The organism is Agrobacterium sp. 16-2014-1-2a (assembly GCF_053522705.1).
This window is the reverse complement of the sequence record NZ_JBNWBX010000001.1, coordinates 1,646,266-1,672,341: the sequence shown is the minus strand read 5'-3', so window position 1 is coordinate 1,672,341 and position 26,076 is coordinate 1,646,266. Positions and strand designations below refer to the sequence as shown.

General features: G+C 58.9%; 26 protein-coding genes. 6 read left to right on the top strand and 20 right to left on the bottom strand.

All coding sequences use genetic code 11. The features are described from left to right. Window positions 1-111 precede the first annotated feature (111 nt). Window positions 112-1,101 (top strand): Ldh family oxidoreductase, encoded by a 990-nt coding sequence (locus tag ACQZ45_RS08365; protein WP_113291274.1) that lies wholly within the window; start codon window positions 112-114, stop codon window positions 1,099-1,101. Window positions 1,102-1,324: 223 nt separating this feature from the next. On the opposite strand, the gene ACQZ45_RS08360 is transcribed toward ACQZ45_RS08365, so the two are convergent. The 16 genes from ACQZ45_RS08360 to phnG all read right to left on the bottom strand — a co-directional run bounded on the left by ACQZ45_RS08360 (window position 1,325) and on the right by phnG (window position 15,599). Then, window positions 1,325-1,570: a helix-turn-helix domain-containing protein gene (locus ACQZ45_RS08360; RefSeq protein ID WP_003514469.1), complete on the bottom strand. Its 246-nt coding sequence runs from the start codon at window positions 1,568-1,570 to the stop codon at window positions 1,325-1,327. Window positions 1,571-1,953: 383 nt separating this feature from the next. Further along, window positions 1,954-2,994: an AraC family transcriptional regulator gene (locus ACQZ45_RS08355; RefSeq protein ID WP_013635267.1), complete on the bottom strand. Its 1,041-nt coding sequence runs from the start codon at window positions 2,992-2,994 to the stop codon at window positions 1,954-1,956. Window positions 2,995-3,081: 87 nt separating this feature from the next. Further along, window positions 3,082-3,696 carry a phosphonate metabolism protein/1,5-bisphosphokinase (PRPP-forming) PhnN gene (phnN, locus tag ACQZ45_RS08350; RefSeq protein WP_162633658.1) on the bottom strand — a complete coding sequence of 205 codons (615 nt, stop codon included), beginning with the start codon at window positions 3,694-3,696 and terminating at the stop codon, window positions 3,082-3,084. After that, window positions 3,693-4,829, bottom strand: coding sequence for an alpha-D-ribose 1-methylphosphonate 5-triphosphate diphosphatase (locus ACQZ45_RS08345; protein ID WP_003514474.1), 1,137 nt, complete (start codon window positions 4,827-4,829; stop codon window positions 3,693-3,695). The genes phnN and ACQZ45_RS08345 overlap by 4 nt, the downstream gene beginning before the upstream one ends. Further along, window positions 4,826-5,524, bottom strand: a complete 699-nt coding sequence (locus ACQZ45_RS08340) for a DUF1045 domain-containing protein (protein WP_162719889.1) — start codon at window positions 5,522-5,524, stop codon at window positions 4,826-4,828. The genes ACQZ45_RS08345 and ACQZ45_RS08340 overlap by 4 nt, the downstream gene beginning before the upstream one ends. Before the next feature lie 266 nt (window positions 5,525-5,790). After that, on the bottom strand, window positions 5,791-7,140 hold the full coding sequence (phnE, locus tag ACQZ45_RS08335; protein WP_003514476.1) for a phosphonate ABC transporter, permease protein PhnE: 1,350 nt from the start codon (window positions 7,138-7,140) through the stop codon (window positions 5,791-5,793). After that, window positions 7,140-8,126: a phosphonate ABC transporter, permease protein PhnE gene (phnE, locus tag ACQZ45_RS08330; RefSeq protein ID WP_013635271.1), complete on the bottom strand. Its 987-nt coding sequence runs from the start codon at window positions 8,124-8,126 to the stop codon at window positions 7,140-7,142. Before phnE (ACQZ45_RS08330) ends, phnE (ACQZ45_RS08335) begins: the two co-directional genes overlap by 1 nt. Window positions 8,127-8,195: 69 nt before the next feature. After that, window positions 8,196-9,101, bottom strand: a complete 906-nt coding sequence (gene phnD, locus ACQZ45_RS08325) for a phosphonate ABC transporter substrate-binding protein (RefSeq protein ID WP_003514479.1) — start codon at window positions 9,099-9,101, stop codon at window positions 8,196-8,198. Window positions 9,102-9,186: 85 nt separating this feature from the next. Next, the gene (gene phnC / locus ACQZ45_RS08320; RefSeq protein ID WP_003514481.1) at window positions 9,187-10,047 is read right to left on the bottom strand and encodes a phosphonate ABC transporter ATP-binding protein; all 861 of its coding nucleotides are present in this window, start codon (window positions 10,045-10,047) and stop codon (window positions 9,187-9,189) included. 236 nt (window positions 10,048-10,283) lie between these two features. Further along, complete coding sequence (locus ACQZ45_RS08315) at window positions 10,284-10,901, bottom strand: transferase hexapeptide repeat family protein (protein ID WP_003514484.1); 618 nt, start codon at window positions 10,899-10,901, stop codon at window positions 10,284-10,286. Continuing rightward, window positions 10,898-11,605, bottom strand: coding sequence for a phosphonate C-P lyase system protein PhnL (gene phnL / locus ACQZ45_RS08310; protein ID WP_003514486.1), 708 nt, complete (start codon window positions 11,603-11,605; stop codon window positions 10,898-10,900). Before phnL ends, ACQZ45_RS08315 begins: the two co-directional genes overlap by 4 nt. Before the next feature lie 4 nt (window positions 11,606-11,609). After that, complete coding sequence (gene phnK / locus ACQZ45_RS08305) at window positions 11,610-12,386, bottom strand: phosphonate C-P lyase system protein PhnK (protein ID WP_003514488.1); 777 nt, start codon at window positions 12,384-12,386, stop codon at window positions 11,610-11,612. Further along, window positions 12,383-13,285: an alpha-D-ribose 1-methylphosphonate 5-phosphate C-P-lyase PhnJ gene (locus ACQZ45_RS08300; protein WP_003514490.1), complete on the bottom strand. Its 903-nt coding sequence runs from the start codon at window positions 13,283-13,285 to the stop codon at window positions 12,383-12,385. The genes phnK and ACQZ45_RS08300 overlap by 4 nt, the downstream gene beginning before the upstream one ends. 133 nt (window positions 13,286-13,418) lie before the next feature. Continuing rightward, window positions 13,419-14,528, bottom strand: a complete 1,110-nt coding sequence (locus ACQZ45_RS08295; RefSeq protein ID WP_065659762.1) for a carbon-phosphorus lyase complex subunit PhnI — start codon at window positions 14,526-14,528, stop codon at window positions 13,419-13,421. A gap of 1 nt (window position 14,529) precedes the next feature. Continuing rightward, on the bottom strand, window positions 14,530-15,138 hold the full coding sequence (gene phnH / locus ACQZ45_RS08290; RefSeq protein WP_065659763.1) for a phosphonate C-P lyase system protein PhnH: 609 nt from the start codon (window positions 15,136-15,138) through the stop codon (window positions 14,530-14,532). Next, window positions 15,138-15,599, bottom strand: a complete 462-nt coding sequence (gene phnG, locus ACQZ45_RS08285) for a phosphonate C-P lyase system protein PhnG (RefSeq protein ID WP_003514497.1) — start codon at window positions 15,597-15,599, stop codon at window positions 15,138-15,140. The genes phnH and phnG overlap by 1 nt, the downstream gene beginning before the upstream one ends. An 82-nt stretch (window positions 15,600-15,681) precedes the next feature. Here phnG and phnF point away from each other — a divergent pair, with 82 nt between their 5' ends. Continuing rightward, complete coding sequence (gene phnF / locus ACQZ45_RS08280; RefSeq protein ID WP_003514498.1) at window positions 15,682-16,419, top strand: phosphonate metabolism transcriptional regulator PhnF; 738 nt, start codon at window positions 15,682-15,684, stop codon at window positions 16,417-16,419. A gap of 22 nt (window positions 16,420-16,441) precedes the next feature. Here the strand turns inward: phnF and dapB are convergent, their stop codons facing one another. The 4 genes from dapB to mepA form a co-directional block, all read right to left on the bottom strand. Then, window positions 16,442-17,269, bottom strand: coding sequence for a 4-hydroxy-tetrahydrodipicolinate reductase (gene dapB, locus ACQZ45_RS08275; protein WP_113291273.1), 828 nt, complete (start codon window positions 17,267-17,269; stop codon window positions 16,442-16,444). 115 nt (window positions 17,270-17,384) lie between these two features. Beyond that, window positions 17,385-18,407, bottom strand: a complete 1,023-nt coding sequence (locus tag ACQZ45_RS08270) for a glucokinase (RefSeq protein ID WP_019564516.1) — start codon at window positions 18,405-18,407, stop codon at window positions 17,385-17,387. A 21-nt stretch (window positions 18,408-18,428) separates the two neighbouring features. Further along, complete coding sequence (locus tag ACQZ45_RS08265) at window positions 18,429-18,812, bottom strand: methylglyoxal synthase (RefSeq protein ID WP_013635278.1); 384 nt, start codon at window positions 18,810-18,812, stop codon at window positions 18,429-18,431. A gap of 101 nt (window positions 18,813-18,913) precedes the next feature. Then, window positions 18,914-19,963: a penicillin-insensitive murein endopeptidase gene (mepA, locus tag ACQZ45_RS08260; protein WP_013635279.1), complete on the bottom strand. Its 1,050-nt coding sequence runs from the start codon at window positions 19,961-19,963 to the stop codon at window positions 18,914-18,916. A gap of 206 nt (window positions 19,964-20,169) precedes the next feature. On the opposite strand from mepA, the gene ACQZ45_RS08255 reads away from it, so the two are divergent. From ACQZ45_RS08255 to ACQZ45_RS08240, 4 genes are all read left to right on the top strand, one after another. Beyond that, on the top strand, window positions 20,170-22,014 hold the full coding sequence (locus ACQZ45_RS08255; protein ID WP_113291272.1) for an extracellular solute-binding protein: 1,845 nt from the start codon (window positions 20,170-20,172) through the stop codon (window positions 22,012-22,014). A 142-nt stretch (window positions 22,015-22,156) separates the two neighbouring features. After that, window positions 22,157-23,251, top strand: coding sequence for a microcin C ABC transporter permease YejB (locus ACQZ45_RS08250; RefSeq protein WP_003514512.1), 1,095 nt, complete (start codon window positions 22,157-22,159; stop codon window positions 23,249-23,251). Continuing rightward, window positions 23,251-24,396 carry an ABC transporter permease gene (locus tag ACQZ45_RS08245; RefSeq protein WP_003514514.1) on the top strand — a complete coding sequence of 382 codons (1,146 nt, stop codon included), beginning with the start codon at window positions 23,251-23,253 and terminating at the stop codon, window positions 24,394-24,396. The genes ACQZ45_RS08250 and ACQZ45_RS08245 overlap by 1 nt, the downstream gene beginning before the upstream one ends. A gap of 5 nt (window positions 24,397-24,401) precedes the next feature. Further along, window positions 24,402-26,042, top strand: coding sequence for an ABC transporter ATP-binding protein (locus tag ACQZ45_RS08240; RefSeq protein WP_080580947.1), 1,641 nt, complete (start codon window positions 24,402-24,404; stop codon window positions 26,040-26,042). Window positions 26,043-26,076: the final 34 nt, after the last annotated feature.

Below are 26,076 nucleotides of genomic sequence, written 5' to 3'. Positions count from 1 at the left end.
GCGTGCCCGACCGGTATTCTCGATAAGATATCCATTTGGGCCTGAATTGCATTTCGCGAATGTTTTCGATGGTGTAGGTCTTGTCGACTTAACACGCAGAGGCATTCCGGAATGAAATTCTCAATCGCAGAGGCGGAGGATCTCGTATCCTCTATCTTTGAGCGTAACGGCGTTCTGCCGCAAAACGCCCGCTCCGTGGCGAAGGCGCTCGTGGCATCCGAGGCTGCGGGCCAGGGCGGCCACGGTTTTCGGCGTATCCCCGTTTATGTCCGTCAGGCGCGGGTTGGCAAGGTCGATGGCAATGCGCGGCCGGTGGCAAGTCGTGTCAAACCGGGTGTGCTTTCAATCGACGCTAACAACGGTTACGCCTATCCCGCGATCGACTGCGCCGTAGACGAGTTGCCGGACATGGCCCGGCAGCAGGGCATCGCGCTCGCCGCGATCCATCGCTCCCATCATGCAGGCGTCATGGCACTTACAGTCGAGCGTTTCGCGGAAATGGGCCTCGTGGCGCTGATGTTCGCCAATGCGCCTGCATCCATGGCGCCTTGGGGTGGCACCAAACCGCTCTATGGCACCAATCCGATTGCGTTCGCCAGCCCTGTTGGCGAGGCAGATCCGCTGGTGATCGATCTGGCGCTTTCCAAGGTTGCGCGCGGAAAGATCATGGCAGCCCGCCAGAAGGGCGAAACCATTCCGGGCGACTGGGCGCTTGATACGAATGGCCGGCCCACGACCGATCCCGAAGAAGCCCTAGCCGGAACGATGGTGCCTGCGGGCGAGGCCAAGGGGGCTGCCCTGGCGCTGATGGTGGAGATCATGGCCGCCGCGCTCACCGGTGGAAGCTTCGCCTTCGAGGCCTCTTCCCTCCTGGACGACAAGGGTGCGCCACCCTCTCTCGGCCACACGATCATCGCCATAGACCCTGTATCGTCGGGCGGTGCGGCCTTTACCGAGCGACTGGCGCTTATCGCCGGAGAGATAGAGAAGCAGGACAACGTGCGTTTGCCCGGTCGGCGAAGCCAGGGCATTCGAAGGCAGGCGCTGGAAAGCGGTATCATCGTCGAAAGCGATATTCTTGCCGAGATTCAGTCGCTGTGAGGAACTGAAAATGAAAACCCGGCGGACCGGAAAGTCCGCCGGGTAAACCGTGTATGGCTTCCTTGCATTTGCGCCGATAGGCCGGAAATCATTTCCGACCCGCCTTTTGGTCCGCCGTCCCGCCATCGAAATGGTGGGTTTTTGGCGCAGAAAGCAACACATCCGGTTTTGGCTTACGGGAAGGGGACGATTTCGCGTAAGCTTTTGGAGCGAGAGGGAAGCTCTAAATATCCTGTTCGATCAGTCCACGCAGCAGGGCGATGCTGACGGCATTCAGCAGATTGGCCGCACCCAGCCTTAGGCGGACCCGTTCCAGAGTATCTTTAACATCCGCTTCGTCCGCTCCCGTTATCAAGGCAATGTGAGAAGGATGTCGGCCCCGCGCAACGAGCCCCAGATATTGCCGCTCACGATCCGAAAGGACGATTTCACGCGCCTGGTGACGTTCATGCTGCGTTTTTGACGACATAGTCTTTCAGCCTCAAAAGAGATTGACCTTCCCAAAGCCGGATGTGGCCTCAGGATCCAGGCAATAAGCGGCTGATCTCGCAGCCAGCCGGTCCCGGCATGGGCATATCCTCGGCGATGAAAGAATGACTGCACCGTCCTTCCCAAAAACCTGAAATCGGTTCTTGTCCAGAACAATGTAAAATTCAAAGCTTTGGAATATTTTCCGTCATGCCCGAAGGCATATTGCGGCGTTCTATTAGGCGGTCTGCCATCTCAAGAGAATAACATCTCACGCCAAGTTTTGCGTTTTTATTGTTATGTTTCGATACATAATCCAATGAACGCCGACATATTTCCCAATTTTATTTTGGATATATGGAATATTGATGCTGGGAATGCGCCCTATACGGCGGAATGATGCGCGTGTTTCTTGCGAATATCCGTGGGCGTTGCCCCGAACCAGCGGGAAACGGAACGCGAAAACGCACCCGGCGTGGAATAGCCGAGCCTGTAGCTGATATCGGAAACCGGAAGATCGCTTTCCACAAGGAGCTTGAAGCCGGCATTCTTGCGAATGGCGTCCTTTATCTCGTTGAGATTAGTCCCAAGCTCGGCAAGCCGTCTTTGAAAACTGCGTTCCGACAGGTTGAAATAGGGGGCGATCTCGCTCAGCGAAAGCTCGGCATCCGACAGCCGCACCTGCATGTAACGCTTCACCTGATCGATGAAATGCGTGGCGTCTGCCGATGTCTCCGGCCGCAGCATCCGGCATTGCAAGTTCATCAGCTCGAACAGCCGCTCATCTGCATTTGGGTTGACCACGTCCAGAAGTGATGTGGGAAGACGCATGGTATGGATGGGTTGCGAAAAGCTGACGCGCTTGGTCATTCTTTCTTTAAATAGCTGAATATTAACCGGTTTCGGCCTTTCCAGACCGATCTCGATCAGGTTGACGCGCTCCCCCAGAATATCGCGAAGGCGCTGGATCAGAGCTGTCAGCGACAAATCCACATATTGATCGCGTTTCGCGATGACAGGCGCAAAGGACCACGACAGGGTTACGTGCGCGGCATCCGTGACCATGGTGAAATTGCTGTTATTGGTCGCGTAATAAACGTGATCCTGAAGAAAACGCAGGAAAGCCCGCACTGTCGGCGCGCTCATCAGGCCATATCCGAACGCGCCGGATGCGCCGGCGGGAAAGGTGGACGCGCATTGCAGACCAAAGGCGTCGTCGCCGGAAATCAACGCACATGTCTCGAGCAGGCGGCAAAATCGGTCGAGGCTGATGCGCTCCGTCACGCTGCCAAAAGTGGCGGGATCGATATCGAGAGCCTTGCAGATGGGGGCGATATCGATGCCCCGCGACCGTGCATAATTGGCGACGCCGGCGGCCAGACCGGCCACCACTGTTATCTCGTCGCTGACCCTCTTTTCAGGCATCCCTCGCCTTGGCGTACCATGTTTGGAAATTGTCGCCTGATGGTAAGCGTTGGGAAGCCATTTGTCGAGCAGTTCGGCCTATGGAGTTTAAATGTGGCGACGGCAGGCGCTCTGCTCCAGCACCTGCATGATGGTTTTGCCCGCATCTTCCATGGCGCCGCTATTGTCCACGGTCGTCACGTCAAAATCCCCGACGACCGTGAGCGAACTGCGTTCCAGCCGCCGGAGAATATCCTCCCGGCTTTCCCGCCCGCGCTGCTCCAGCCGCTTCGCCAGCACGTCCGGCCGTGCAACGATGTTCACGACCTTGAGGCGCGCAAAGGCGGTGCCGAACTGGGGCAGGGCCGAGCGGGAGCCGTTGGCGATAACCACGTCTCCCGCATTAAGATGACGATAGACGGCGGCCGGAATGCCATATTTCAGCCCGTGCGCCTGCCAGGAAACGGCAAAAGCACCTTCGTCTTCCAGCCGGTTGAACTCGTGCATGGAAACCGCATCGTGATTTTCGCCGCCGGCATCGCCGCTGCGGGTAATGACCCGGCGGGTGAAATGGAAGCCCGGCCGCCCGGACAGCTGCGCTGCCGCATAATCCATCAGCGTATCCTTGCCGGCCCCACTCGGGCCGACAATTACGATCATCGTTCCGGGCACCGTACCCAGCGTCTGGCCGTCAAGCCGGCTATCCTGTCCGTTGCCGGTCATGCCACACGTTTGCCCTGACGCCAGACCGAGCGGGCGACGGGAACGCCGTCCTCGCGGTGAACTCGGACCAGATCGGCCCGCAATCCCGTTGCGATGCTGCCGCGATCGCGAAGGCCCACCGTTCGTGCCGGCGTGGAGGTAACCATGCGCAACGCTTCCGGCAGAGTGATGGCTTCCACCTGGTCGGCGAGCAGGAACGGCGCGTAAAGCAGGCTGAACGGCACATAGTCGGAAGAGAGAACATCCAGCACGCCAAGTTCGGCAAGATCACGGGCGGCGATGTTGCCGGAATGGGACTTGCCGCGAACGATGTTCGGTGCGCCCATCAGTACGCTCATGCCGGCGCTGTGCGAAGCCTTTGCCGCCTCGACGCTGGTGGGGAACTCCGCGAGTTTCACGCCGTGCCCGATCGCTTCGCCCACATGCGCTTCTGTAGCGTCGTCATGGCTTGCAACGGTTATGCCGCGCTCGGCGCAACGGGCCGCCAGGTAATCCCGGTGCTTGGCGGAAAACTCCGCCGATGCCGTCTGCCGGCGTCTGACGAACTCGGCGAAAGCCTCGTCGCTCAGTCCGCGCTTCTTCTGGTAATAGAAGATATATTGGTCCATCGACTGAAACTGGCGCTGCCCCGGGGAGTGGTCCATCATCGAAATCAGCCGCACACGCGGATCGGTCTCGAAATCTTCGAAATGCTCGAGCACATCGGCGGAGGCGACTTCACAGCGCAGGTGCAGCAGGTGATCTGCCCGCAGGCGGTTCTGATCGGCAGCGGTTTCAATGGCATCCGCCATTTCCCGCATCTCGCCCTTCTTGAACCCGCCATCTTCGTCGGAGCCCAGCCGCAGGCAGTCGAAAACAGTGGTAATGCCTGATGACGCGACCTGCGCATCGTGAGCCTGAATGGCGGCAATCTTATCCCAGATAACCCCGGGACGCGGCGAATAGTGCTGTTCCAGATGGTCGGTGTGCAGTTCCACCAGACCCGGGATGAGGAAATCGCCTTCGAGATCCTCGCCGGTCTTGGAGGCGCCTTCGCTGATATCGGCGATCTTGCCGTCACGGATCAGAACGGATCCCAGAATAATATCGTCTTCCAGAACGATACGGGCGTTGGAAAGGGCATGCTCGGTCATGGGTCAGCATCTTTCTTTGGCGGCTGGCCAAGCGGGTGCCAGCGATGAACGGTAAATGGTGCGCCGCGCGTTTCCTCAACGAACAAAGCGAGGCCGGAAATGGTGAGAGGCCGGTCGACGAACTCGGAAAACTTGGTCGAAAGCACATCCTGGATAGCGGGCGCGTCGCTTTCGTCGATGCGGCCCGTCAGCGTCATATGAAAGCGGAAGTCGTCCATGACATGCGGATAACCCCAGAGCGACAGATTTTGCCGCTGGCTTTCGGTCAGGTTTTGCGGGCGGCGGCGGGCAATGTCGGTCTCGGACAGGGGCGCGCGAAACCGGTCGAAATGGTCGACGATCTCAGCGGCAAAATCCTGCAGCCGCTGGTAGGTGCGATCCGGAACGAGCGCGAAAAACGGCCCGAGTGCGCCGATGACAACACGCGGAATATCGAAGACGGAGTGGCTGGCCGCAAACTGTTCGAGGGCGGCGACGAGATCCGCTTCGCTGTATTTTTCGGAAAGCTCGAAGGGGGCTTTCAGCGTCGCGTGGAAACCGTAACGGCGCGGCTCCTCGGTCATCTCCGCATAAGCGGCATGGTCATCATGTTGGGCGCCGGAAAAGGCATTGCGTCCCAGCCAGCGCGACGCCGCTTCAGTCAGCGGATGATCTTTAGCCGGAGAAAAATAGATGGCGTAGCGCACGGCAAGCACTCTTCGGTGTCATGGAAAACCTGGATGAAAAGCTATTTGGCGTGACTCGCCCGCTTCCCGCAAGGTCAGGAGTGCGAGGTAATCGCTTTCCGTGACAGAATGATGATGCCCCAGGAAAAAAAGCGCTTGAAACGCCGCGTGTCTCTCGAATGTCCGCAAGACGGATGCTGGCGCATTGAGGGGATGTATCTGACTTTGCAAAGAGGTTCCGGTTTTGCGCACGTCTCGGGAAGCGGGATAGCCAAACCCCGCTCCTGCTTTATGAATTAATGCTGGGTTTTCCCGATCAGGCGCGACCGCAGGGAATTCGAGATGTGGTCGAACAGGAAAACCACGAAGAGAATGAGCAGCACCATATAAGCGACCTTGTCCCAGTCGGCATTGGTACCCATTGCTTCCAGCAGTTTCAAACCGATGCCGCCAGCGCCAACCGCACCGATGATCGTGGCTGAACGGGTGTTGCTTTCCCAGAAATAAAGCGACTGGGAAATGAAGACCGGCAGGACCTGCGGAAGCACGCCGAAACGATTGACGGCAATGGGAGAAGCGCCAACCGATTTGACGCCCTCGCGCTGCTTGTCGTCAACATTCTCCAGCGCCTCGGCATAGACCTTGCCGAGCGCGCCGGTATCGGTGAAGAAGATCGCGGCAATGCCGGGGATCGGCCCCGGACCGAAGCTGCGGGTGAAAAACAGCGCCCAGATCAGCATGTCGATCGAGCGCAGGAAGTCGAATAGACGCTTCATGCCCCAGTTGGCGGCCCTGTTGGCGGTGATATTGCGTGCGGCGAGAAAAGCGAGCGGCAGGGCAACGAGCGTGCCGAACAACGTGCCCACAAAGGCCATCACCAGCGTCTGCATCAGCTTGGAAAGAATATCGGCGTGCTGCCAGACACCATTGTCGAGGAAATCATCGACCATGTGGCTGATATTGGAGCGCGTGGGATCGAGCCTTTCCCCCCACAGCGCCAGTGCGGCAAGGTCGCCATAGCTCTTGCCCCAGAATTCCGATTTGGTATCGAACAGGAAGTTCGCCCATCCGAGGAACCGCCGCTGCACGTAAACCTGGCTGGTGCGGATTTCCGCCTGTCCGGCAAAACCGTAATGCACGAGAACCTTGTTGCCGTCCTGCGTGATCTCTTGCGGCAGGACCTCAGGCGCCAGAGCCTTGTCGCCATTGATGATGACGGGATAGTTCTTGCCGTCCACATAGACGTCCACCCGGGTCGGCGTTACGTCGAGACGGTTTTGCGTGCCCGCGTAAACGACGCTGTAGCCGCCATCCGGCAAGGGTTGCAGCCAGTCGATCGGCGCATCGGCGGGATATTGCATCCGGCTTGACCACTGCGGGTTCACCTTGCCGTCTTCGAAACGAAGGCGTGGCTGGGCCCGCCAGGAATACCAGTCCTGAATGTAGCTCGAAGCGCGATCCCATCGGCCCTGCATGAAAGCGGGGCCGACATTGAAGAAGAAAAAGCAGGCGGTGAGATAGACGAGGACGGCGACAATACCGGTCAGCAAGCCGAATCGCTGCATGAAGCCGCGATTGAAAATTGCGGGATGTGCGGCCGTCAGCCTCTCGCGGTCTGCGGTATTGAGAATGAAGCTGGACGACATCAGGCCGCTCCCCGTCCGAATTCGAAGGATTGATGGCCGATCAGCCTGCGGCGCAACCAGCTTGAAAACTGGTCTACGGCGATGATGGTGATCAGCAGCAGGATGATGATGGCATAGGTCTTGGAGGCGTGATCGTTACCGATCGACAGCCGGAAGACCTCGCCAATGCCGCCACCACCAACGGCGCCGATGATGGTCGAGGCGCGTACGTTGATTTCGGCACGCAGCAATGCATAGGACACGAAATTGGGCAGGACCTGCGGCACGATGGCAAAGCGAACCCGCTCCAGCCAGTTGGCACCCGCGGCACGCAGGCCTTCATCCGCCTTCATGTCGGCATTTTCCACGACTTCGAAGAATAGCTTCCCCAGAGCCCCGATGGTGTGCACGGAAATCGCGATGATCGCCGCGATCGGCCCGATCGATAAGATGGCAGTCAGCAATCCCGCGACGACGATCTCCGGAAAGGCGCGCAGGATCTCCATTACCCGGCGTACCACCCAGCGCACGAGGCCGGCACCGATAAGGTTTGTGGAGGCAAAAAAGCACAGCACAAATGCGAAGGTCGTGCCTATTATCGTCGAGACCAGCGCGATGTTGAGCGTGATGATCAGCTGATAGATGAAATGCGGTATGTAGAAACCGTTGGTGATGTAAACGCGATCCGCGACATAGTTGTATTTCAGCGAACCGTTGTCATAGGGCGACGGCAGGTCGAACATCGCCCGGAAGACCTCGAGCGGGCTATCCGGCACGAATGTTTTCATGAAGTCGAAAAAATATGGCAGGCGCTCGAAGAACTTGCCCGAATTGGCCTCATTGGCGAAATTCAGTGAGGCGGCAAGGACGATGAGGAAGATAACGAGCGACATAACGGTATAAATCCGCCGTGTCCTAAGCTGCTGTTGATAATGACGCATCACCGTTCGGGACGATGCGCTCAATCCCTCGGGCGTGAGGGTACCATGTTGCAGTGTGGTCGCCATGCCGCTTTCCTTTATTGGCAAAAGCGGCGATGCCGCAAGGCACCGCCGCTTCCGGATATGATCTGAGGATCAGCCGCCGATAACGGACTTACGGGCGTCGATGATCGTCTGGTAGAAAGCCGGGTCGACCTTGATGTAGGCAGTGTTCTTGCCCTGGGTGTAACCCTGGAAGCAGGCGAGATCCTTCTTCGGAAGTTCCATGAAGAAGTCTTCGACCTTCTGCTTCATGCTGTCACCGATCTTGTTGGCAACGAGAAGCGGACCGTTCGGGATCAGCGGGGACTTCCAGACCTGAACGATATCGTCCATGTCGAGGTTGCCCTTCTTGACCATCTGGTGAAGGTTGCCGCCGGAGTAGCCTTCTTCCCACTTGCCGACGCCAGAACCGAATGTCGTGCCGACGTCGAACTTTTTGTCGAGAACGGCGAGAACGAGGTTCTCATGGCCGCCGCCGAAGCCGGTTTCGGAGAAATATTCCTTGACCGGAACGCCGGTTTCCTTCGGGATCGATACGTTCGGGACGAGGAAGCCGGAAGTGGAGTCAGGGTCGGCGAAGCCGATCTTCTTGCCCTTGGCGTCAGCCAGAGACTTGATGCCGCTGTCCTTGCGGGCAACCATGATCGTGTAGTAGCCGCTCGAACCGTCAGAGCCGGTATAGGTCAGGATCGGATCGACGGCCTTGGGATCGGCAATAGCGATCTTGGCGTAGGAAGAAGCGCCCATGGATGCAATGTCGATGGTGCCGCCGAGCAGGCCCTGGATAACGCCGTTATAGTCCGGCGACGGGAAAACCTGAACTTCGGAAACGCCGGTTGCAGCCTTGAGGCCATCCGCAACGCACTTCGTGTTGCGGATCTGGTCGGCTTCATTTTCCGAACCGTCGAGACCGATACGCAGGACCTTGACGTCCTGAGCCATGGCCGAACCGGCCAGAACGCCAAGGGCGACTGCCGAAAGAAGGATTTTCTTCAACATGGACTTTCTCCTGTTTTCCGGCGAGCCGGAGTTTGTTGTGAAGTATCGGCCCTTGACGCGGGCGCAAACGATGCTGAGCGGTTCCTCAGAGCCCGGCGAGAGCCAGCGGTTCGGGACCGGCAGATTGCTGAACCGGACGCGCGGCAAGCTGCGCGCCGGGAATATTGATGCTGGTCGAGGTCATGGTCTCGTCGATGCCGGCGCCGTGTGAATCCGTGCCGTAAATCTCGGTGACCGCCGCCGCCGTCAGTTCGGCGGGTGTTCCGTCGAAAACGACTCGACCCTGCGACATGCCGATAATGCGTTCGCAATAATTGCGCGCCGTATCCAGCGTATGCAGATTCGTTATGACGGTGATGCCTTCACGCTCGTTGATGTCGCGCAGGGCGTCCATGACGATCTTGGCGTTCAGGGGATCGAGAGAGGCGATCGGCTCGTCGGCGAGAACCATCTTCGGAGACTGCATTAGTGCCCGGGCGATAGCGACGCGCTGCTGCTGGCCGCCGGAAAGCGTGCCCGCCGCCTGCATGGCTACGTGCTCGATGCCGAGCCGCTCGAGGGCGGCAATCGCCATCAGGCGCTCTTCATCCGTGAAGATGTTGAACAGGCTGAGCACGGTCGAACGGTGGTTCAGGCGGCCGAGCATGACATTGGTGAGCACGTCGAGACGCGGCACCAGATTGAACTGCTGGAAGATCATCGCGCAGTCGCGCTGCCAGTTGCGCAGGGCGGCACCCTTCAGCGAAGAGACTTCCGTGTCGTTGAAGTGAATGGAACCCGAGGAGGGATCGACGAGGCGGTTGATCATGCGCAGCAGCGTTGACTTTCCTGCGCCAGAACGTCCAATCACGCCAACCATCTGGCCTTGCGGAATTTCCACATTCACGGAATCGACCGCAGTGTGGTTGCCGAAACGGCGCGTGACTTGCTTCAGGTGAAAGCTCATTTCCCCGTCCAATCTTCTTCTGATGGGGTTCGACCTAACAGCGGTGCGTGAAGCGTGAATGTCAGTTTGATGAAGAAAATATTACAGAATGCGCAGATAAGGCGTGCGCGTGGTCGCCTGCGAACCTTTTAGTAGTCGTGCCACCGGATTGAGGCCGGCGGGTGTCTCGCAGACATTGTTAGGGAGACCCCGGAGCATGACCCCGGAATCTGCAGTTTCTTCGGTGTGGGGCGATTTTACCCGGCGTATTTCGCCACGAAATCCTCGGCGGCGAGGGTGCGGAAATCGTCCAGTGCGCCGCGCAGCGTTGCGTGGTCCCAGTCCCACCATTTGAGATCGTCCATGCGCTGGCCAAGGTCCGCCGGGAAGCGGTTCCTGATCAGCCGGGCGGGTACGCCGCCGACGATGGTATAGGGCGCAACGTCTTTCGACACGACCGCACCGGCCCCGATTACCGCACCGTTTCCGATTGTGACGCCAGGCAGGATGGTCGCGCCATGGCCGATCCAGACATCGTGGCCGATCACCACGCGCTTGGCGCGGCGGGCGGCGAAGAAGTCATTTTCATCATCGGCGTCGTCCCAATAATTGCGGGCACGGTAGGTGAAATGGTGAAGTGTGGCGCGCGACATCGGATGATTGGTCGCGTTGATGCGGACGGATGCGGCGATGTTGACGAATTTGCCGATGGTGGCGCACCAGATCGCACCGTCCTGCATGACATAGGAATAGTCGCCCATCTCCACTTCCTCGATGCGGCAGCGTTCCGAAATTTCGGTATAGCGGCCGATCGATGAATTGGTGACACGGGCACTTTCGTGGACAACAGGTTCGAGACCGACCTTCACACTCATGCCGCTGCCTTCCGGGGGGAGAATTGCGAGACATCCAGAACGCGATCGGCCACGGCTTCCCGCACTTCCTCGTCATGGAAAATACCGAGCAAGGCGGTCCCCTTGCGTTTCTTTTCCGCGATCATCTCCACGACCACCCGTCGGTTGGCGGCATCCAGGGATGCGGTGGGTTCATCGAGAAGCAGGATCGCGTGATCGGTGATGAAACCGCGTGCGATGTTGACGCGCTGCTGCTCGCCGCCGGAAAAGGTTGCTGGCGGCAGCGACCACAGTTCCCGCGGCAGGTTGAGTTTCGAAAGCAGAACGGCTGCCTGCTCGCGGGCCTCTTCTGCGGCAACCTTGCGCGCAAAAAGCGGCTCGGCGACGACGTCGATCGCCGGAACGCGCGGCACGGTGCGCAGAAACTGGCTGACATACCCGATGGTGCGATGGCGAATCTCGAGGATGGTGCGCGGCGAGGCGCTGCCCATGTCAATGACCTGATCCTCGTGGCGGATGAGGATCTGGCCGCTGTCGATGGCATAATTGCCATAGAGCATTTTCAGGATCGAGCTTTTGCCGATGCCGGACGGGCCGCCGAGCACGACACATTCTCCGCCGGACACGGAGAAACTGACATCGCGGACAACAGGCAGTTCGATGCCATCGCGAAGATGCATGGTGAAGCTTTTGAAGACTTCCGAAACGATAAGGGGTGTCGGCATGGCGTCAAACCTGCAAAATGGAGGAAACAAGCAATTGCGTGTAGGGTTCGCGCGGATCATCCAGCACCCGATCTGTCAGACCGTGTTCGATGACGTCACCACCCTTCATCACCATCATGCGATGGGAAAGCAGCCGCGCGACCGCCAGATCATGGGTGACGACGATAACGGCGAGGCCGAGATCGTTGACGAGACCACGCACGAGATCGAGCAGGCGTGCCTGCACCGAGACATCGAGGCCGCCGGTCGGTTCGTCCATGAAGACGAGGCGCGGTGAGGTCACCAGGTTGCGGGCAATCTGCAGACGCTGACGCATGCCGCCGGAAAAGGCGCGAGGCTGGTCGTCAATGCGGTCTGTGCCGATTTCCACCCGTTCCAGCCACTCGCTGGCCGATTGCCGGATATTGCCGTAATGCCGGTTACCGACAGCCATAAGCCGCTCGCCGACATTGGCGCCCGCCGAAACCGCCATGCGCAGCCCATCCGCTGGGTTCTGGTGCACGAAACCCCAGTCTGTCCGCATCAGGAAACGCCGTTCGGCTTCGCCCATATGATAGAGGTCTCGCACCGAGCCATCGCGCATGCGATATTCCACGCTGCCAGCCGTCGGCACGAGCCGTGTGGAAATGCAGTTGAGAAGCGTGGTCTTGCCGGAGCCGGATTCACCGACGATTGCCAGAACCTCGCCCGGATAAAGCTCGAAGGAGACGTTGCGGCAACCGGCGCGGTCGCCGTAATATTTCGAAACGTCCCTGACTTTCAGAAGCGGTGCGTCGCTCATTCTGCGGCCTCCTTCACATCCGCCAGCAAATGGCCCTTGTGGCCATGGGCGCGGCGGTCTTCGCAATGGTCGGTATCGGAGCAGACGAACATCCGCCCGCCCTTGTCGTCCAGCACCACCTCGTCCAGATAGACATTCTCCCCGCCGCACAGCGCGCATGGCTTGTCGAAGCTCTGGATTTCAAACGGATGGTCCTCGAAATCCAGGCTGACGACATCCGTGTAGGGTGGCACGGCATAGATGCGCTTTTCGCGACCGGCCCCGAACAATTGCAGGGCGTCCGACAGGTGCATTTTCGGATTGTCGAACTTCGGGGTTGGCGAGGGGTCCATCACATAGCGCCCTGCAACCTTCACCGGATAGGCATAGGTGGTGGAGATACGGCCGTTGCGGGCGATGTCCTCATAAAGCTTGACGTGCATCAGGCCGTATTCCTCCAGCGCATGCATGACGCGGGTTTCGGTCTCACGCGGCTCGAGGAACCGCAAGGGTTCAGGAATGGGAACCTGATAGACAAGGACCTGCCCCGAATGCAGTTCTTCTTCGGGAATGCGGTGCCGCGTCTGGATGATGGTTGCATCCTTGGTGCGGGTGGTGACGGCGACATCAGCGACCTTCTGGAAGAAGGCGCGGATGGAAACGGCGTTGGTGGTGTCGTCGGCGCCCTGGTCGATAACCTTCAGGACATCGTCTGGACCGAGGATGGCGGCGGTCACCTGCACGCCGCCGGTGCCCCAGCCGTAAGGCATGGGCATTTCACGGGAAGCGAAGGGAACCTGATAACCGGGAATGGCAATTGCCTTCAGGATCGCCCGGCGGATCATCCGCTTGGTCTGTTCGTCCAGATAGGCGAAGTTGTAGGCAGCCAGCCCGTCGTCGAATGAAACTTCTTTAAGCATTGCGCGTTAACCTTGCGAAAAAAGGAGTACAAGCTCATGGAGATTGGAATTCTTGCAGCCGTGTTTTTTGCCGCTTTCGCAGCATTGACCGTCTTTTGCGCCTATTGGTTCGGCGAGCAGCACAGTCGCTGATTTATTCGGCGGCATCGCTCATCCATTCCCCGGCATCGGTGTCGGTCGCGTCGAAATCTGCGCGCATTTTGCGCACCAGGCCCAGTTCGGCCTGAAAATCCACGTAGTGCGGCAATTTCAGATGTTCGACAAAGCCCGTCGCCTGCACATTGTCGGCGTGCGAGATGACGAATTCCTCGTCCTGCGCCGGGGCAACCACATCCTCACCGAATTCAGCGGCGCGTAGCGCACGGTCCACAAGTGACATGGCCATCGCCTTGCGCTCGCTCTGGCCGAACACCAGACCGTAACCGCGGGTGAATTGCGGAGGTGCCTTGGCAGAACCCTTGAACTGGTTGACCATCTGGCATTCGGTGACCTTGATGTCGCCGACCGAGACAGCAAAACCGAGCTCCGGCACATCCAGTTCGACCTCCACCTCGCCGATGCGGATTTCACCGACGAACGGGTGTGTGCGTCCGTAACCGCGCTGCGTCGAATAGGCGAGCGCCAGAAGAAAGCCCTCGTCGCCGCGTGCAAGCGATTGAAGGCGCAGGTCACGCGCCATCGGAAACTCTATTGGTTCGCGTGTCAGATCGCCCGCAACGTGGTCGTCCGGCATGTCGCCGTCACTTTCGATCAAGCCTTCTTCGGCGAGAATGTCGGATACGCGCATGACGTATTCTGTCTCGCCTTCACGGATGGCAGGGATCTCGACAGCTCCGTCCTCCAGCAGCGAGGGATCGAGCAGGCGGTGGGTGTAATCGAAGGTCGGTCCCAGCAATTGCCCGCCCGGCAAATCCTTGTAGGTTGCCGAAACGCGCCGTTGGACCGTCATCTTCGCAGTATCCACGGGAACAGAATAGCCGAAACGGGGCAGGGTCGTGCGGTAGGCGCGCAGCAGGAAAATCGCTTCTATCATGTCGCCGCGAGACTGCTTGACGGCAAGGGCGGCCAGCGACTGGTCGTAAAGCGAAGCCTCCGCCATGACCCGGTCAACGGCGAGCGAAAGCTGCGAAACGATCTGCGCCACCGTCATGGCGGGCAGGTCGCGGTCTCCGCGCCGCTTGTCGGCCAGAAGCCGGTGGGCGTTGGCGATGGCGGTTTCCCCGCCTTTGACAGCAACATACATCTTATGCCTCCACGGGTTGAATGCGCGTCGTGCGTGGCAGGCAGACGAATTTGTCGCCAGCCGTCAGGATGATGTCGATGCCGCGCGGGAAGATGGCGTTGTTTTCCGCCCATAGCCTCGGGAATATGTCCGGCAGGCCGGATGGGCTAATGATGTTGATATGGCGGATGCCGGGGCCGGACAGCAGCAGTTCCCGTCCGCCGTCAAGATCGGGCAATTCGATGATGACCGTCGTGGAACGGTCGGGGTATTCCTGACTGCCCTGGGCAAAGAGACCGAAGGAGGCAATTGCGCTTCCCGCCTCAATGACGGCGAAATGCGCCGCGCTTTTTTCCTCTGTTGTAACCGCCCCGGTGTGAAATCCGATCCATCCCGGCACCGTGGTTTTGCGTAGCGTGCCGCTCAGCCAGACCGGCGTGTCATGGTCGCAAAGTGCAAGAAGAACGGCGCCGCTGGCCGCGCCAAGCGGCAGCGGCGGGGCAACTGTTGTTTCAATGGTTTGCGCTGTGCCTGGCCGGGCCATGCCGTCCATGAGCTTCTTGAAGATTCGCTGTGAATCGAAAACGGCGTCGGAAAAACCGCCCGTCAATGCTTCCGCTTTCACGCCCATCAATCCTCTCCTCGAACCATGGTGAAGAAATCCACACGAGTTGCGGCTGTTTCTTTCGTTTTCCGGTCTTTCTCCTCGGCCAGTCTTTTTTCGACCGGTGAAAGAAGCTCGGTCTCGATGAAGCCGCGTGTCGGGTTTTCCTGCCAGAGCGCATCGAAAACCGCAGCGTACCAGGCCTTCTTGCGACCGGTGCCGAGCACATGCGCATGGCCGACGGTGCCGGATGCAAGCTTCACGGTTGCCCGGGTCACGGTGGTTTCGCCCAGATTAAAGGGCGCACCGCCGCCGCCGATACGGCCTTTGACCATCACGAGGCCGGTTTCAGGCCCCCGCACGTTTTCCGTCTGCGGGCTGGCATCCTGCCGGCTCCAGACCGCCTCAAGTTCCTGAACGGTGGCGCGGGCAAGAAGTGCTGCCACCCGTTTCCTTTCCGCATGTGAATTCGCAGCTTCGTTATTCATCGCTTGACCTCTAATGTCTATTGATATAGACAACTATACAATATAAGTTACAATTAACGTCGATGAATGACAAGCGTGTGACATGAGCCCTTCGGCAGCGATGAAAAGAAAGAACGGCGTGGCGCTCTGGCGACAGATCGCAGACAGGATCAGGGGCGAGATCGCAGCGGGCGATCACGACGAAACCGGCATGTTGCCGCCAGAAATGACGCTGGCCGAAAAATTCGGCGTCAACCGCCATACCGTCAGGAGCGCCATTGCCGCGCTGGCAAGCGAAGGCATTCTCGAGGCGAGGCAGGGGCGCGGCACGATGATTGCGCGCAAGGAACGACTGAGCTTTCCGATTTCACTGCGCACACGGTTCACGGCCGGTATCAGCGATCAGGTGAAGGATATGCAGGCGCTGCTTCTTTCCCACACCACCGAACCGGCAAATGCCGACCTGGCGGCACGGCTGCAATTGCAGCCGGGTGCGCCGCTTGTGCGTCTGGAAACCCTGCGAAAGGCCGACAGCCGACCGGTTTCCCGCTCGACCACGTGGTTTCCGGCGGACCGTTTTTCAGGGATAGGGGAAGCCTATCAAAAAAGTGGGTCGATCACCGCCGCCTTCGAAATGCTGGGCGTCGCGGATTATGTGCGCATCTCTACCGTTATTTCCGCGAGCCACGCTGATACGCAGGATCTGGCCGATCTCGAATTGTCGCCGGGCGCAATACTGCTCGTCACTCAGGCGCTGAACGCGGATATGGACGGCATTCCCGTGCAATATGCCATCAGCCGGTTCTCGGCCGATACGGTTGAGTTTACCGTGGAAAATTAAGGCGCAGACATAGACTGAAGCGTTATTCTGCCTGCGAAAGGCCGAGAACATCCAGCATCGAATAGAAGCCCGGCTTCTTGTCGAAGGCCCAGACCGCCGCCGCAATCGCGCCGCGTGCGAAGATGGAGCGGTCGCCGGCGTAGTGGGAAAGCTCGACGCGCTCTCCCTCGCCAGCGAAGATCACCGAATGTTCGCCGATCACCGAGCCGCCGCGCAGGGTCGCAAAACCGATTGTGCCCGCTTCGCGCGCACCCGTATGCCCGTCACGCACGCGAACGGAGGAGTTGGCGAGATCGACCTTGCGGCCCGCTGCCGCCGCTTCGCCGAGCAGCAACGCTGTTCCGGAGGGCGCGTCCACCTTGTGTTTGTGGTGCATTTCCAGGATTTCGATATCCCAGTTCTGCGCATCCAGTGCCTTGGCGGCCTGCTGCGTCAAAACGCTGAGCAGATTGACGCCGAGGCTCATATTGCCTGATTTGACGATGCGGGCATGGCGTGACGCTGCCTTGAATTTTTCCTCGTCGCCCAGTGAGCAACCGGTGGTGCCAATGACGTGCACGATGCGGGCCTGCGCGGCGAGACCGGCGAAAGTGACGCTGGTTGCAGGCGAGGTGAAGTCGATCACCCCTTCCGCATGCAGGAATGCCTGCAAGGGATCGCTGGTGATCTCGATGCCGATTGGTCCGAGACCGGCAATCTCGCCGGCATCGCGGCCAACAAAAGCAGACCCTTCGCGTGCGACAGCGGCATGCAGCGTTACACCCGGTGTCTGGTGAATAAGGCGGATCAGCGCCTGTCCCATGCGGCCCGCCGCACCAACCACCACCAGTTTCATATCGCTGCCGCTCATGCCTTCACTCACTTTTCACGTCCTGCCGTTCAAGGTCGCCATTCAACAGACTGACCCATACCTCACCGACGTTAAAGACCGCCCGCCCGCTTCGCAAGCCTGTCCCAAGCGCAGATCAGGCTCTCCAGCGCCGCCCGTCGAGTGAAAGGCCGAAATCCGAAGGGGTGCGCGCGTAGGTGGCGAGACCGGAAAGGGCCGCCTGTGGATGGGTAACGACGAAGGTGGGAATGCTGCGCATCAGGGCACTGTGCGGCGCCTTGTCTTCGAACGCCGCCCGGAATTCAGGGCTTTTCAGCGCGGGAACGATTTTCTGCGAAATGCCACCTGCGAGATAGACACCGCCCTTGGCCATGAAGATCAGGGCAAGGTCACCCGCCACACGGCCGAGATAGGTGCTGAAAAGCGAAAGCGTCTCTTTCGCCTGCGGGTTCTGGCCCGAAAGCCCCTGCGAGGTTATGTCGGCCGGATCGGAAAAGATCGGCTCGATGCCATCGGCGGTGCAGATGGCCCGGTAAAGATTGACCAGCCCGCGCCCGCAAAGGATCTGTTCGCCGGCGATACGGCCCTCGATGGTCTCGATATGCGGAAAGACCGCATAGTCACGCGCGCTTCTGGGGCCGATATCGATGTGGCCGCCTTCGCCGGGTACGGGAAACCACATATGTCGGGCGTAAACCAGACCGGCAACGCCAAGGCCTGTGCCTGGTCCGAGAACGACGCGCGATGCCAGCATGTCTTTTTTGCCGGAGCCGATAGAATCGCGGTTGTCGTCGTCGAGCGCGGCAATAGCCAGTGCCTGCGCCTCGAAATCGTTTATGACGATGACGTCCTTCAGGCCGAGTTTGGCCAGCATATCCTTCGGCTTAACGACCCAATGGCAGTTGGTCAGCGGAATTTCGTCGCCTTCGATGGGGCCAGCAATCGCAAGGATGGTCGACACGGGCTGAAGCGAGGTCTTGTCCAGAACCGCCTGCTGGATGGCGTCGTCAATTGTCGGATATTCCGCTGTTTTCACGGTGGTGAGGTGCACCGGTTCCGCAAAGGAATCGATCAGAATGGAAAAGCGGGCATTGGTGCCGCCGATGTCGCCAAGAAGGATCGGAAAGGAAAGATATTCGGTATCGGACGTCTTCGGCATTACCTGTTCCATGTTGGCGCGTCATTCGGCGAGGTTGAAGTCGATCAGGTTTTCTGCGGTGGCGCGATTGAGCGCCATGGGAATGTCGTAAACCGTGGCAAGCCGCGTAAGCGCCTTCACATCCACATCATGCGGCATCGCCGTCAGCGGGTCGGTGAAGAAGATAAGCATATCGACCTCACCGGTGGCGATCATCGCACCGATCTGCTGGTCACCGCCAAGTGGGCCGCTTTTGAGGCGAATGACGCTGAGGCCGGGGCATGCTTCCTGAACGCGCCCGCCGGTGGTGCCGGTGGCGACGATCTTGAAGCCGGAAAGCGCCTTTTGGTGATGACGCGCAAAATCCGCCATATCGTCTTTTTTCTCGTCGTGAGCGATGAGTGCGATACAGCGTTGTCCTGCCATGTCCCCAGCCTGTTCCCATAAAGAATTAAATCGATTTGAAGCCTTCTATAACAGCTTGTCCCCATTTGAAAAGGGAAGCTGTTTAATGCCGCATTTCTGTTTCAGTTCAATGTCGGGCGCTGGGTCGGAAGCGGAATATCCGCAGGTGGCTGAATGGCCGGAGCGTTCTGGATGATCTGTTCCACGCCTTGCTGGCGCACGGCCTGCGCCGGGGAATATGCCTGGGCAGCAAAACCTTCCGTATTGGCGGATGGGGCGGCGGCCACGGCGGCACAGGCTGCGGGCAGATCGGAGACCATGACCTGACGGGGTTTCACCGGCTTGGCATTGGGGTCTTTCTTCGGCGGCGCCCATGGTTCCTTGGTGAACCACCAGGCCAGCGACTTGTCGCAACCATCACCTTTGCCAACTTCTGCCTGAGGTTTGCAGTTGGGCGCGCCGGGCGGGCATTCCAGCCGGATGTGGAAATGTTCGTCGTGACCGTAGATTGGCCTGATCTTGCCCATGAAGGTGCGGTCGCCGGTCCATGTCTGGCAGAGTTTCTGCTTGATTGCCGGGTTCACGAAGACCCGCTCCACCTGCGGATAGCTCGCTGCCATCATTACCAGCCGTGCATTGAGCGGCGACCATTTGCGGTCATCGACCGTGAGGAACTTGGACTTATCAAGCATGGAAATGAAAGGCAGCGTCTCGCGCTGCTGCACCGTCAGCCTCGGATTCGGCATGGGCCGCCACCACACATCGACATCGAGGCCGATCTGGTGCGAGGCATGGCCTGTCAGCATCGGTCCACCGCGCGGCTGTGAGATATCGCCAAGCAACAGGCCCGGCCAGCCGATTTTCTGTGCATCCTGCGAAAACCGTTCGAGGAAGGAAATGAGCTGCGGTTGGCCCCAGTTGCGATTGCGGGAAAGGCGCATGGCTTGCCACGTCGGGCCATCTGCGGGCATGGCGATGGCGCCGGACTGACATCCCTTTGCATAGGAGCCGATCGGCTGGGAGCTATTCGCAGATGGCAGGTCGATGTGGCCGAATACCTCTTTCGCGGGCCTGTCCTCGGCCGATGCGATTTGCGTCTGCAACTGGAGCGCCGAAACGACCGAAATCGCCAGCATGGCCGCTTTGAAAACTCTGGATGATCCCGCCGTCATATATTCGTGCCCGTTCCGACTAAATGATTCTCTCGCCCCTCAGGATAAACTGGATCGGGATTTTGTTGAAACCATGTTTCAAGCCGCCCGCACCAAGGCATGCGAATAAAGGCCTCAATAAAGAGCTTGTGAGCCGGAGCATCTGTTTTTTGCCAATGTTTGTTTTATGCTCTCTTCAACAAACACGAAAACAGGGAACGTCCCGAATGAAATTGGCACCGCTGAAATCCCGGCTCCTCGTCGCTCTTGCGGCCTCCGCCATGCTGATGCCGGCGGCCGCCTCCGCACAGTCTGCGGATGTGTGGCGAAAGGGAATCTCGACGGTCGGTGAATTGAAGCATCCCGATGGTTTTGATCATTTTGACTATGTGAACACCAAGGCGCCGAAAGGCGGCACGCTACGCCTGTCGACGTCGGGAACCTTCGACACGCTCAATCCGCTGCTCGCCAAGGGTGAGGCGGCCACAGGTCTTTCACTGGTTTTCGACACTCTGATGAAATCGACGGAAGAGGAACTCTCGGCCTCCTACGGTCTCCTGGCAGAGGGCGTGAGCTATCCCGACGATATCTCCAAAGCCACCTTCCGGCTGCGCGCGGAAGCGAAATGGGCCGACGGCAAGCCGGTGACGCCGGAAGATGTCGTCTTCAGCTTTGAAAAGGCCAAAGACCTCAGCCCGCAGCTTGCGACCTATTACACCCATGTCACCAAGGCAGAGGTGAGCGGCGAAAAGGACATCACCTTCACTTTCGATGAAAAGAACAATCGCGAATTGCCGCAGATCGTCGGCCAATTGCTGATCGTTCCCAAGCACTGGTGGGAAGCCGCCGGCCCAGACGCCAAGCCGCGCGACATCTCGCGCGGCACGCTGGAGCCGGTCATGGGCTCGGGCCCCTACAAGATTGCGTCAGTCTCTCCCGGCTCCACAATCACCTATGAACGCCGCGACGACTACTGGGGCAAGGACGTCAATGTGAATGTCGGCCAGCACAATTTCAAAACAATCACCTATACCTTCTTTGCCGATCAGGACGTCGAGTTCCAGGCTTTCAAATCAGGCACAGTCGATTTCCGGCAGGAAGCTTCTTCCAGCCGCTGGGTCACTGGTTATGATTTTCCGGCCGCCAAGGAAGGCCGCGTCACAAAGGAAGAATTGCCGAACATCTATCGCGCCGTCGGCATCATGCAGGCCTTCGTGCCGAACATGCGGCGGGAGAAGTTCCAGAACCCGAAACTGCGCAAGGCGCTTAACTATGCTTTCGACTTCGAAGAGCTGAACAGGACGCTGGCTTACGGTCAGTTTCAGCGCATCAACAGCTTTTTCATGGGCAGCGAGCTCGCCTCTTCCGGCCTGCCGACCGGTCGTGAACTCGAAATTCTTCAGGAGTTGAAGGATCAGGTGCCGCCGGAGGTCTTCACCACCGAATATAGCAATCCCGTCGCGGGTGAACCCGCCAAACAGCGTGACAATCTGCGCGAGGCGGTCAAGCTGATGAAGGAGGCCGGTTATGAGCTTCGCGGCAACCGCATGGTCAATGCGGCGAGCGGGCAGCCGCTGGATATGGAGTTTCTGATCGATTCCTCCGGCATGGAAAGAACCATCCTGCCCTATGTCCAGAACCTGAAGAAGATCGGCGTCAATGCGACCATCCGCACCGTCGATGCCTCGCAATATACCAACCGTACCCGCAGCTTCGATTTCGACGTTGCGGTCAAGCTCTGGGCGACGTCGGCAAATCCCGGAAACGAACAGGCGGATTTCTGGGGTTCGGCGGCGGCCGACCGGCAGGGCTCCAACAATCTCGCCGGCATCAAGAACCCTGCCGTCGACGCTTTGGTCAGGAAGGTCATATTTGCGCCCAACCGGGATGAGCAGGTGGCCGCCGCGCGGGCGCTTGACCGGGTGCTTCTGGCAAACAGCTACGTCATACCGCAATTTTATCGCGGTGAGATGTTCGTCGCTTACTGGAACACGCTCATCCGTCCGGAAAACCTGCCGCAATATGGCATCGGTTTTCCAGAAGCATGGTGGTCCAGCCAGGCCGCGAACTGACGACGCGCTTGCTTTCGCGCCGAAGGCTTGATTCACATAGGGCGAGACGAATCGCTTGGATCGCGCAAGGCAGCGCTTTCAGGAAAGGACCGGGTTTGACAGAAACGAAAACCGCTGACGTATCAGCCGGGAGCAAAGGCTGATGGGCGCCTATATTCTCAGACGTCTGGCGCTGATGATCCCGACCATTATCGGCATTATGGGCATTTCGTTTCTTGTCATCCAGTTCGCGCCGGGCGGGCCGGTGGAACAGGTCGTCGCGCAACTGACTGGGCAGGGCGACAGCGCCTCCGACCGCCTCTCCGGCGGCGGCGATCTTATGGGCCAGTCCGGCGGTTTCGATGAAAGCGGCTCGAAATATCGCGGTGCGCAGGGCCTTGATCCGGAGCTGATCGCCAAGCTTGAGAAACAGTTCGGTTTCGACAAGCCGCCGCTCACCCGTTTTCTCGAAATGATGTGGAATTACATACGCTTCGATTTCGGCGACAGCTTCTTCCGCAATTCCTCGGTCATCGATCTCATCATCGACAAGCTGCCGGTCTCGATGTCGCTCGGCTTCTGGATTCTGATCATCTCCTACATGATCTCCATTCCACTCGGCATCAAGAAAGCCGTTTCCGACGGCTCGACCTTTGATATTTGGACATCAGGCATCATCATCATCGGTTATGCCGTTCCAAGCTTCCTGTTCGGCATTCTTCTCATCGTGCTTTTCGCCGGCGGATCGTTCTTCGACTGGTTCCCGCTGCGCGGTCTGGTATCGGACAATTTTGACCAGCTGAACTGGTGGCAGAAGATCATCGACTATTTCTGGCACCTGACCCTGCCACTGATCGCGCTATCGCTTTCGGCTTTCGCGACGACGACGCTTCTGACGAAAAATTCCTTCATCGACGAGATCAAGAAGCAATATGTCGTGACCGCCCGCGCCAAGGGGCTCAGCGAACGCAAGGTTCTTTATGGCCACGTCTTCCGCAATGCGATGCTGATCGTGATCGCCGGTTTTCCGGGCGCCTTCATCTCGGCATTCTTCACCGGTTCGCTGCTGATCGAGAATATCTTCTCGCTGGATGGCCTAGGTCGCCTCGGTTATCTCTCGGTCGTCAATCGCGACTACCCGATCGTGTTCGGCACGCTCTTCATCTTTTCGCTGATGGGCCTCGTGGTCAGCCTCCTATCCGACCTTATCTACACATGGATCGATCCGCGAATCGATTTCGAGCGGAGGGACGTGTGATGACGCTTGCCCATACCGCCGCAACGGAAACATTGGTAAAGCCGAAGCGCCCGTGGTTTTCACCAACCACCAAGCGCCGCTGGCAGAATTTCAAGGCAAACCGGCGCGGTTACTGGTCCTTCTGGCTGTTCCTGATCCTGTTTTTCCTGAGCCTGATTGCGGAATTCATCGCCAATGACAAACCCATTTTCGCTTCCTACAAGGGCGAATTTCTGGTGCCGGTCATGGTCGATTATCCGGAGGAAAAGTTTGGCGGGTTCCTTGCCCAGACTGACTACAAATCCTCCTTCATTCAGGACGAGATCAACGCCAATGGCTGGATGATCTGGCCGCCGATCCGCTATTCCTATCAGACGGTCAATTCCAACATTCCGCATTCCGCCCCCACGGCACCATTCTGGCTGATGGATGAAAAGGACCGCTGCTCGGCCTATCCGCAGGGTAATGCCGATCCCGGCTGTACGCTCGGCAATCTCAATTGGCTCGGAACCGACAATCAAGCGCGCGACGTCACGGCGCGGATGATCTATGGCTTCCGTATTTCCGTGCTTTTCGGCCTGACGCTGACGATCGCATCCGCCCTAGTTGGGGTGACTGCCGGCGCCATCCAGGGTTACTTCGGCGGCTGGACGGACCTGCTGTTGCAGCGTTTCATTGAAATCTGGTCATCCATGCCAGTGCTTTACATCCTGCTGATCATCGCGGCTATTCTGCCGCCGGGTTTCTTCGTGCTGCTTGGCATCATGTTGCTGTTTTCATGGGTCGGCTTCGTTGGCATCGTGCGGGCGGAATTCCTGCGTGCCAGAAACTTCGAATATGTCCGCGCCGCCCGCGCCCTTGGCGTCGGCAACTGGACAATCATGTTCCGGCATCTTCTGCCAAACGCCATGGTGGCAACACTGACCTTCCTGCCGTTCATCCTCTCCGGCTCTATCACCACTTTGACCTCGCTCGATTTCCTCGGCTTCGGCATGCCGCCGGGATCGCCGTCGCTGGGCGAGATGATCGCGCAGGGCAAGAACAATCTTCAGGCGCCCTGGCTTGGCCTCACGGCCTTCTTCACCATGTCCATCATGCTGTCGCTGCTGATCTTCGTCGGCGAGGCGGTGCGAGACGCCTTCGACCCACGCAAGACGTTCCGGTGATTGCCATGATGGAAACAAAGACCCAGCCGCTTCTCTCCGTCCGTGATCTCTCCGTTGCCTTTCATCAGGGTGGAGCGACCAGCGTCGCCGTAGATCATGTCTCCTTCGACCTGATGCCGGGCGAAGTTGTCGCCCTAGTCGGGGAATCCGGCTCCGGAAAATCGGTCACGGCGAACTCCATTCTCAAATTGCTGCCCTATCCGGCGGCGAGCCATCCTTCGGGCAAAATCCTGTTCGACGGCAAGGAAATGCTGACCCTACCGGAACGCGCGTTGCGCGCTGTTCGCGGCAACGACATCACCATGATTTTCCAAGAGCCGATGACCTCGCTCAACCCGCTCCACACCATCGAGCGGCAGATCGGCGAAATTCTGGAACTGCATCAGGCAATCACCGGCGCTGAAGCGCGGGCGCGCACGCTGGAACTGTTATTGCAGGTGGGCATCCGCGAGCCGGAAAAGCGCCTGAAGGCCTATCCGCATGAATTGTCCGGCGGCCAGCGGCAGCGCGTGATGATCGCCATGGCGCTTGCCAACCGGCCGAAACTGCTGATCGCAGATGAACCCACGACCGCACTCGATGTAACCGTTCAGGCGCAGATCCTTGAACTGCTGAGCGACCTCAAAAACCGGCACGGCATGTCCATGCTGTTCATCACCCACGATCTCGGCATTGTCCGTAAGTTTGCCGATCGTGTCTGCGTGATGACCAAGGGAAAGATCGTCGAGACCGGCACGGTGGAGCAGGTGTTTACCGATCCGCAGCATGCCTATACCCGCCATCTTCTGGCTGCCGAACCCAAGGGCGAGCCGCCGCTTTCCGATGCCAGCAAACCTGTCGTCATGCAGGGCGACGACATAAAAGTGTGGTTCCCGATCAAGGCGGGGCTGATGCGCAAGGTGGTCGACCACGTGAAGGCGGTCGACGGTATCGATATTACCCTGCGCGCAGGACAGACGGTTGGCGTCGTGGGCGAATCTGGCTCCGGCAAAACGACACTCGGTCTCGCCCTATCGCGTCTTATAGCGTCTGAGGGGCGTATCAGTTTCATCGGTCAGTCGATCGACAGCTATTCCTATGAAATGATGAAGCCGCTCAGAAATCGGCTTCAGGTGGTGTTTCAGGATCCTTACGGTTCGCTTAGCCCACGCATGTCGGTGGGCGAAATCGTTGCCGAGGGTCTGAAGGTGCACGAGCGACAGCTTTCCGCCGATGAGCGGGATACCCGTGTCGCCCAGGCGCTGGAAGAAGTCGGGCTCGACCCGGCGACGCGCTGGCGCTATCCGCATGAATTTTCCGGTGGCCAGCGTCAGCGTATCGCCATTGCCCGCGCCATGGTGTTGAAACCCCGCTTCGTCATGTTGGACGAGCCCACATCGGCGCTCGACATGAGCGTGCAGGCACAGGTGGTCGATCTCTTGCGCGATCTTCAGGCCCGCCACGAACTCGCCTATCTCTTCATCAGTCATGACCTGAAGGTAGTTAAAGCGCTTGCCAACGACGTAATCGTCATGCGCAACGGCAAGGTGGTGGAGAGCGGCCCGGCAGCGGAGATATTCGCCGATCCGCAACAGGAATACACCAAGGCCCTGCTGGCTGCTGCTTTCAATATCGAGGCAGTCGAAACTAAAGCGGTGAGCCAGTAGCAGGCGCATTGCTGTTTCTATTAAGACGATGATT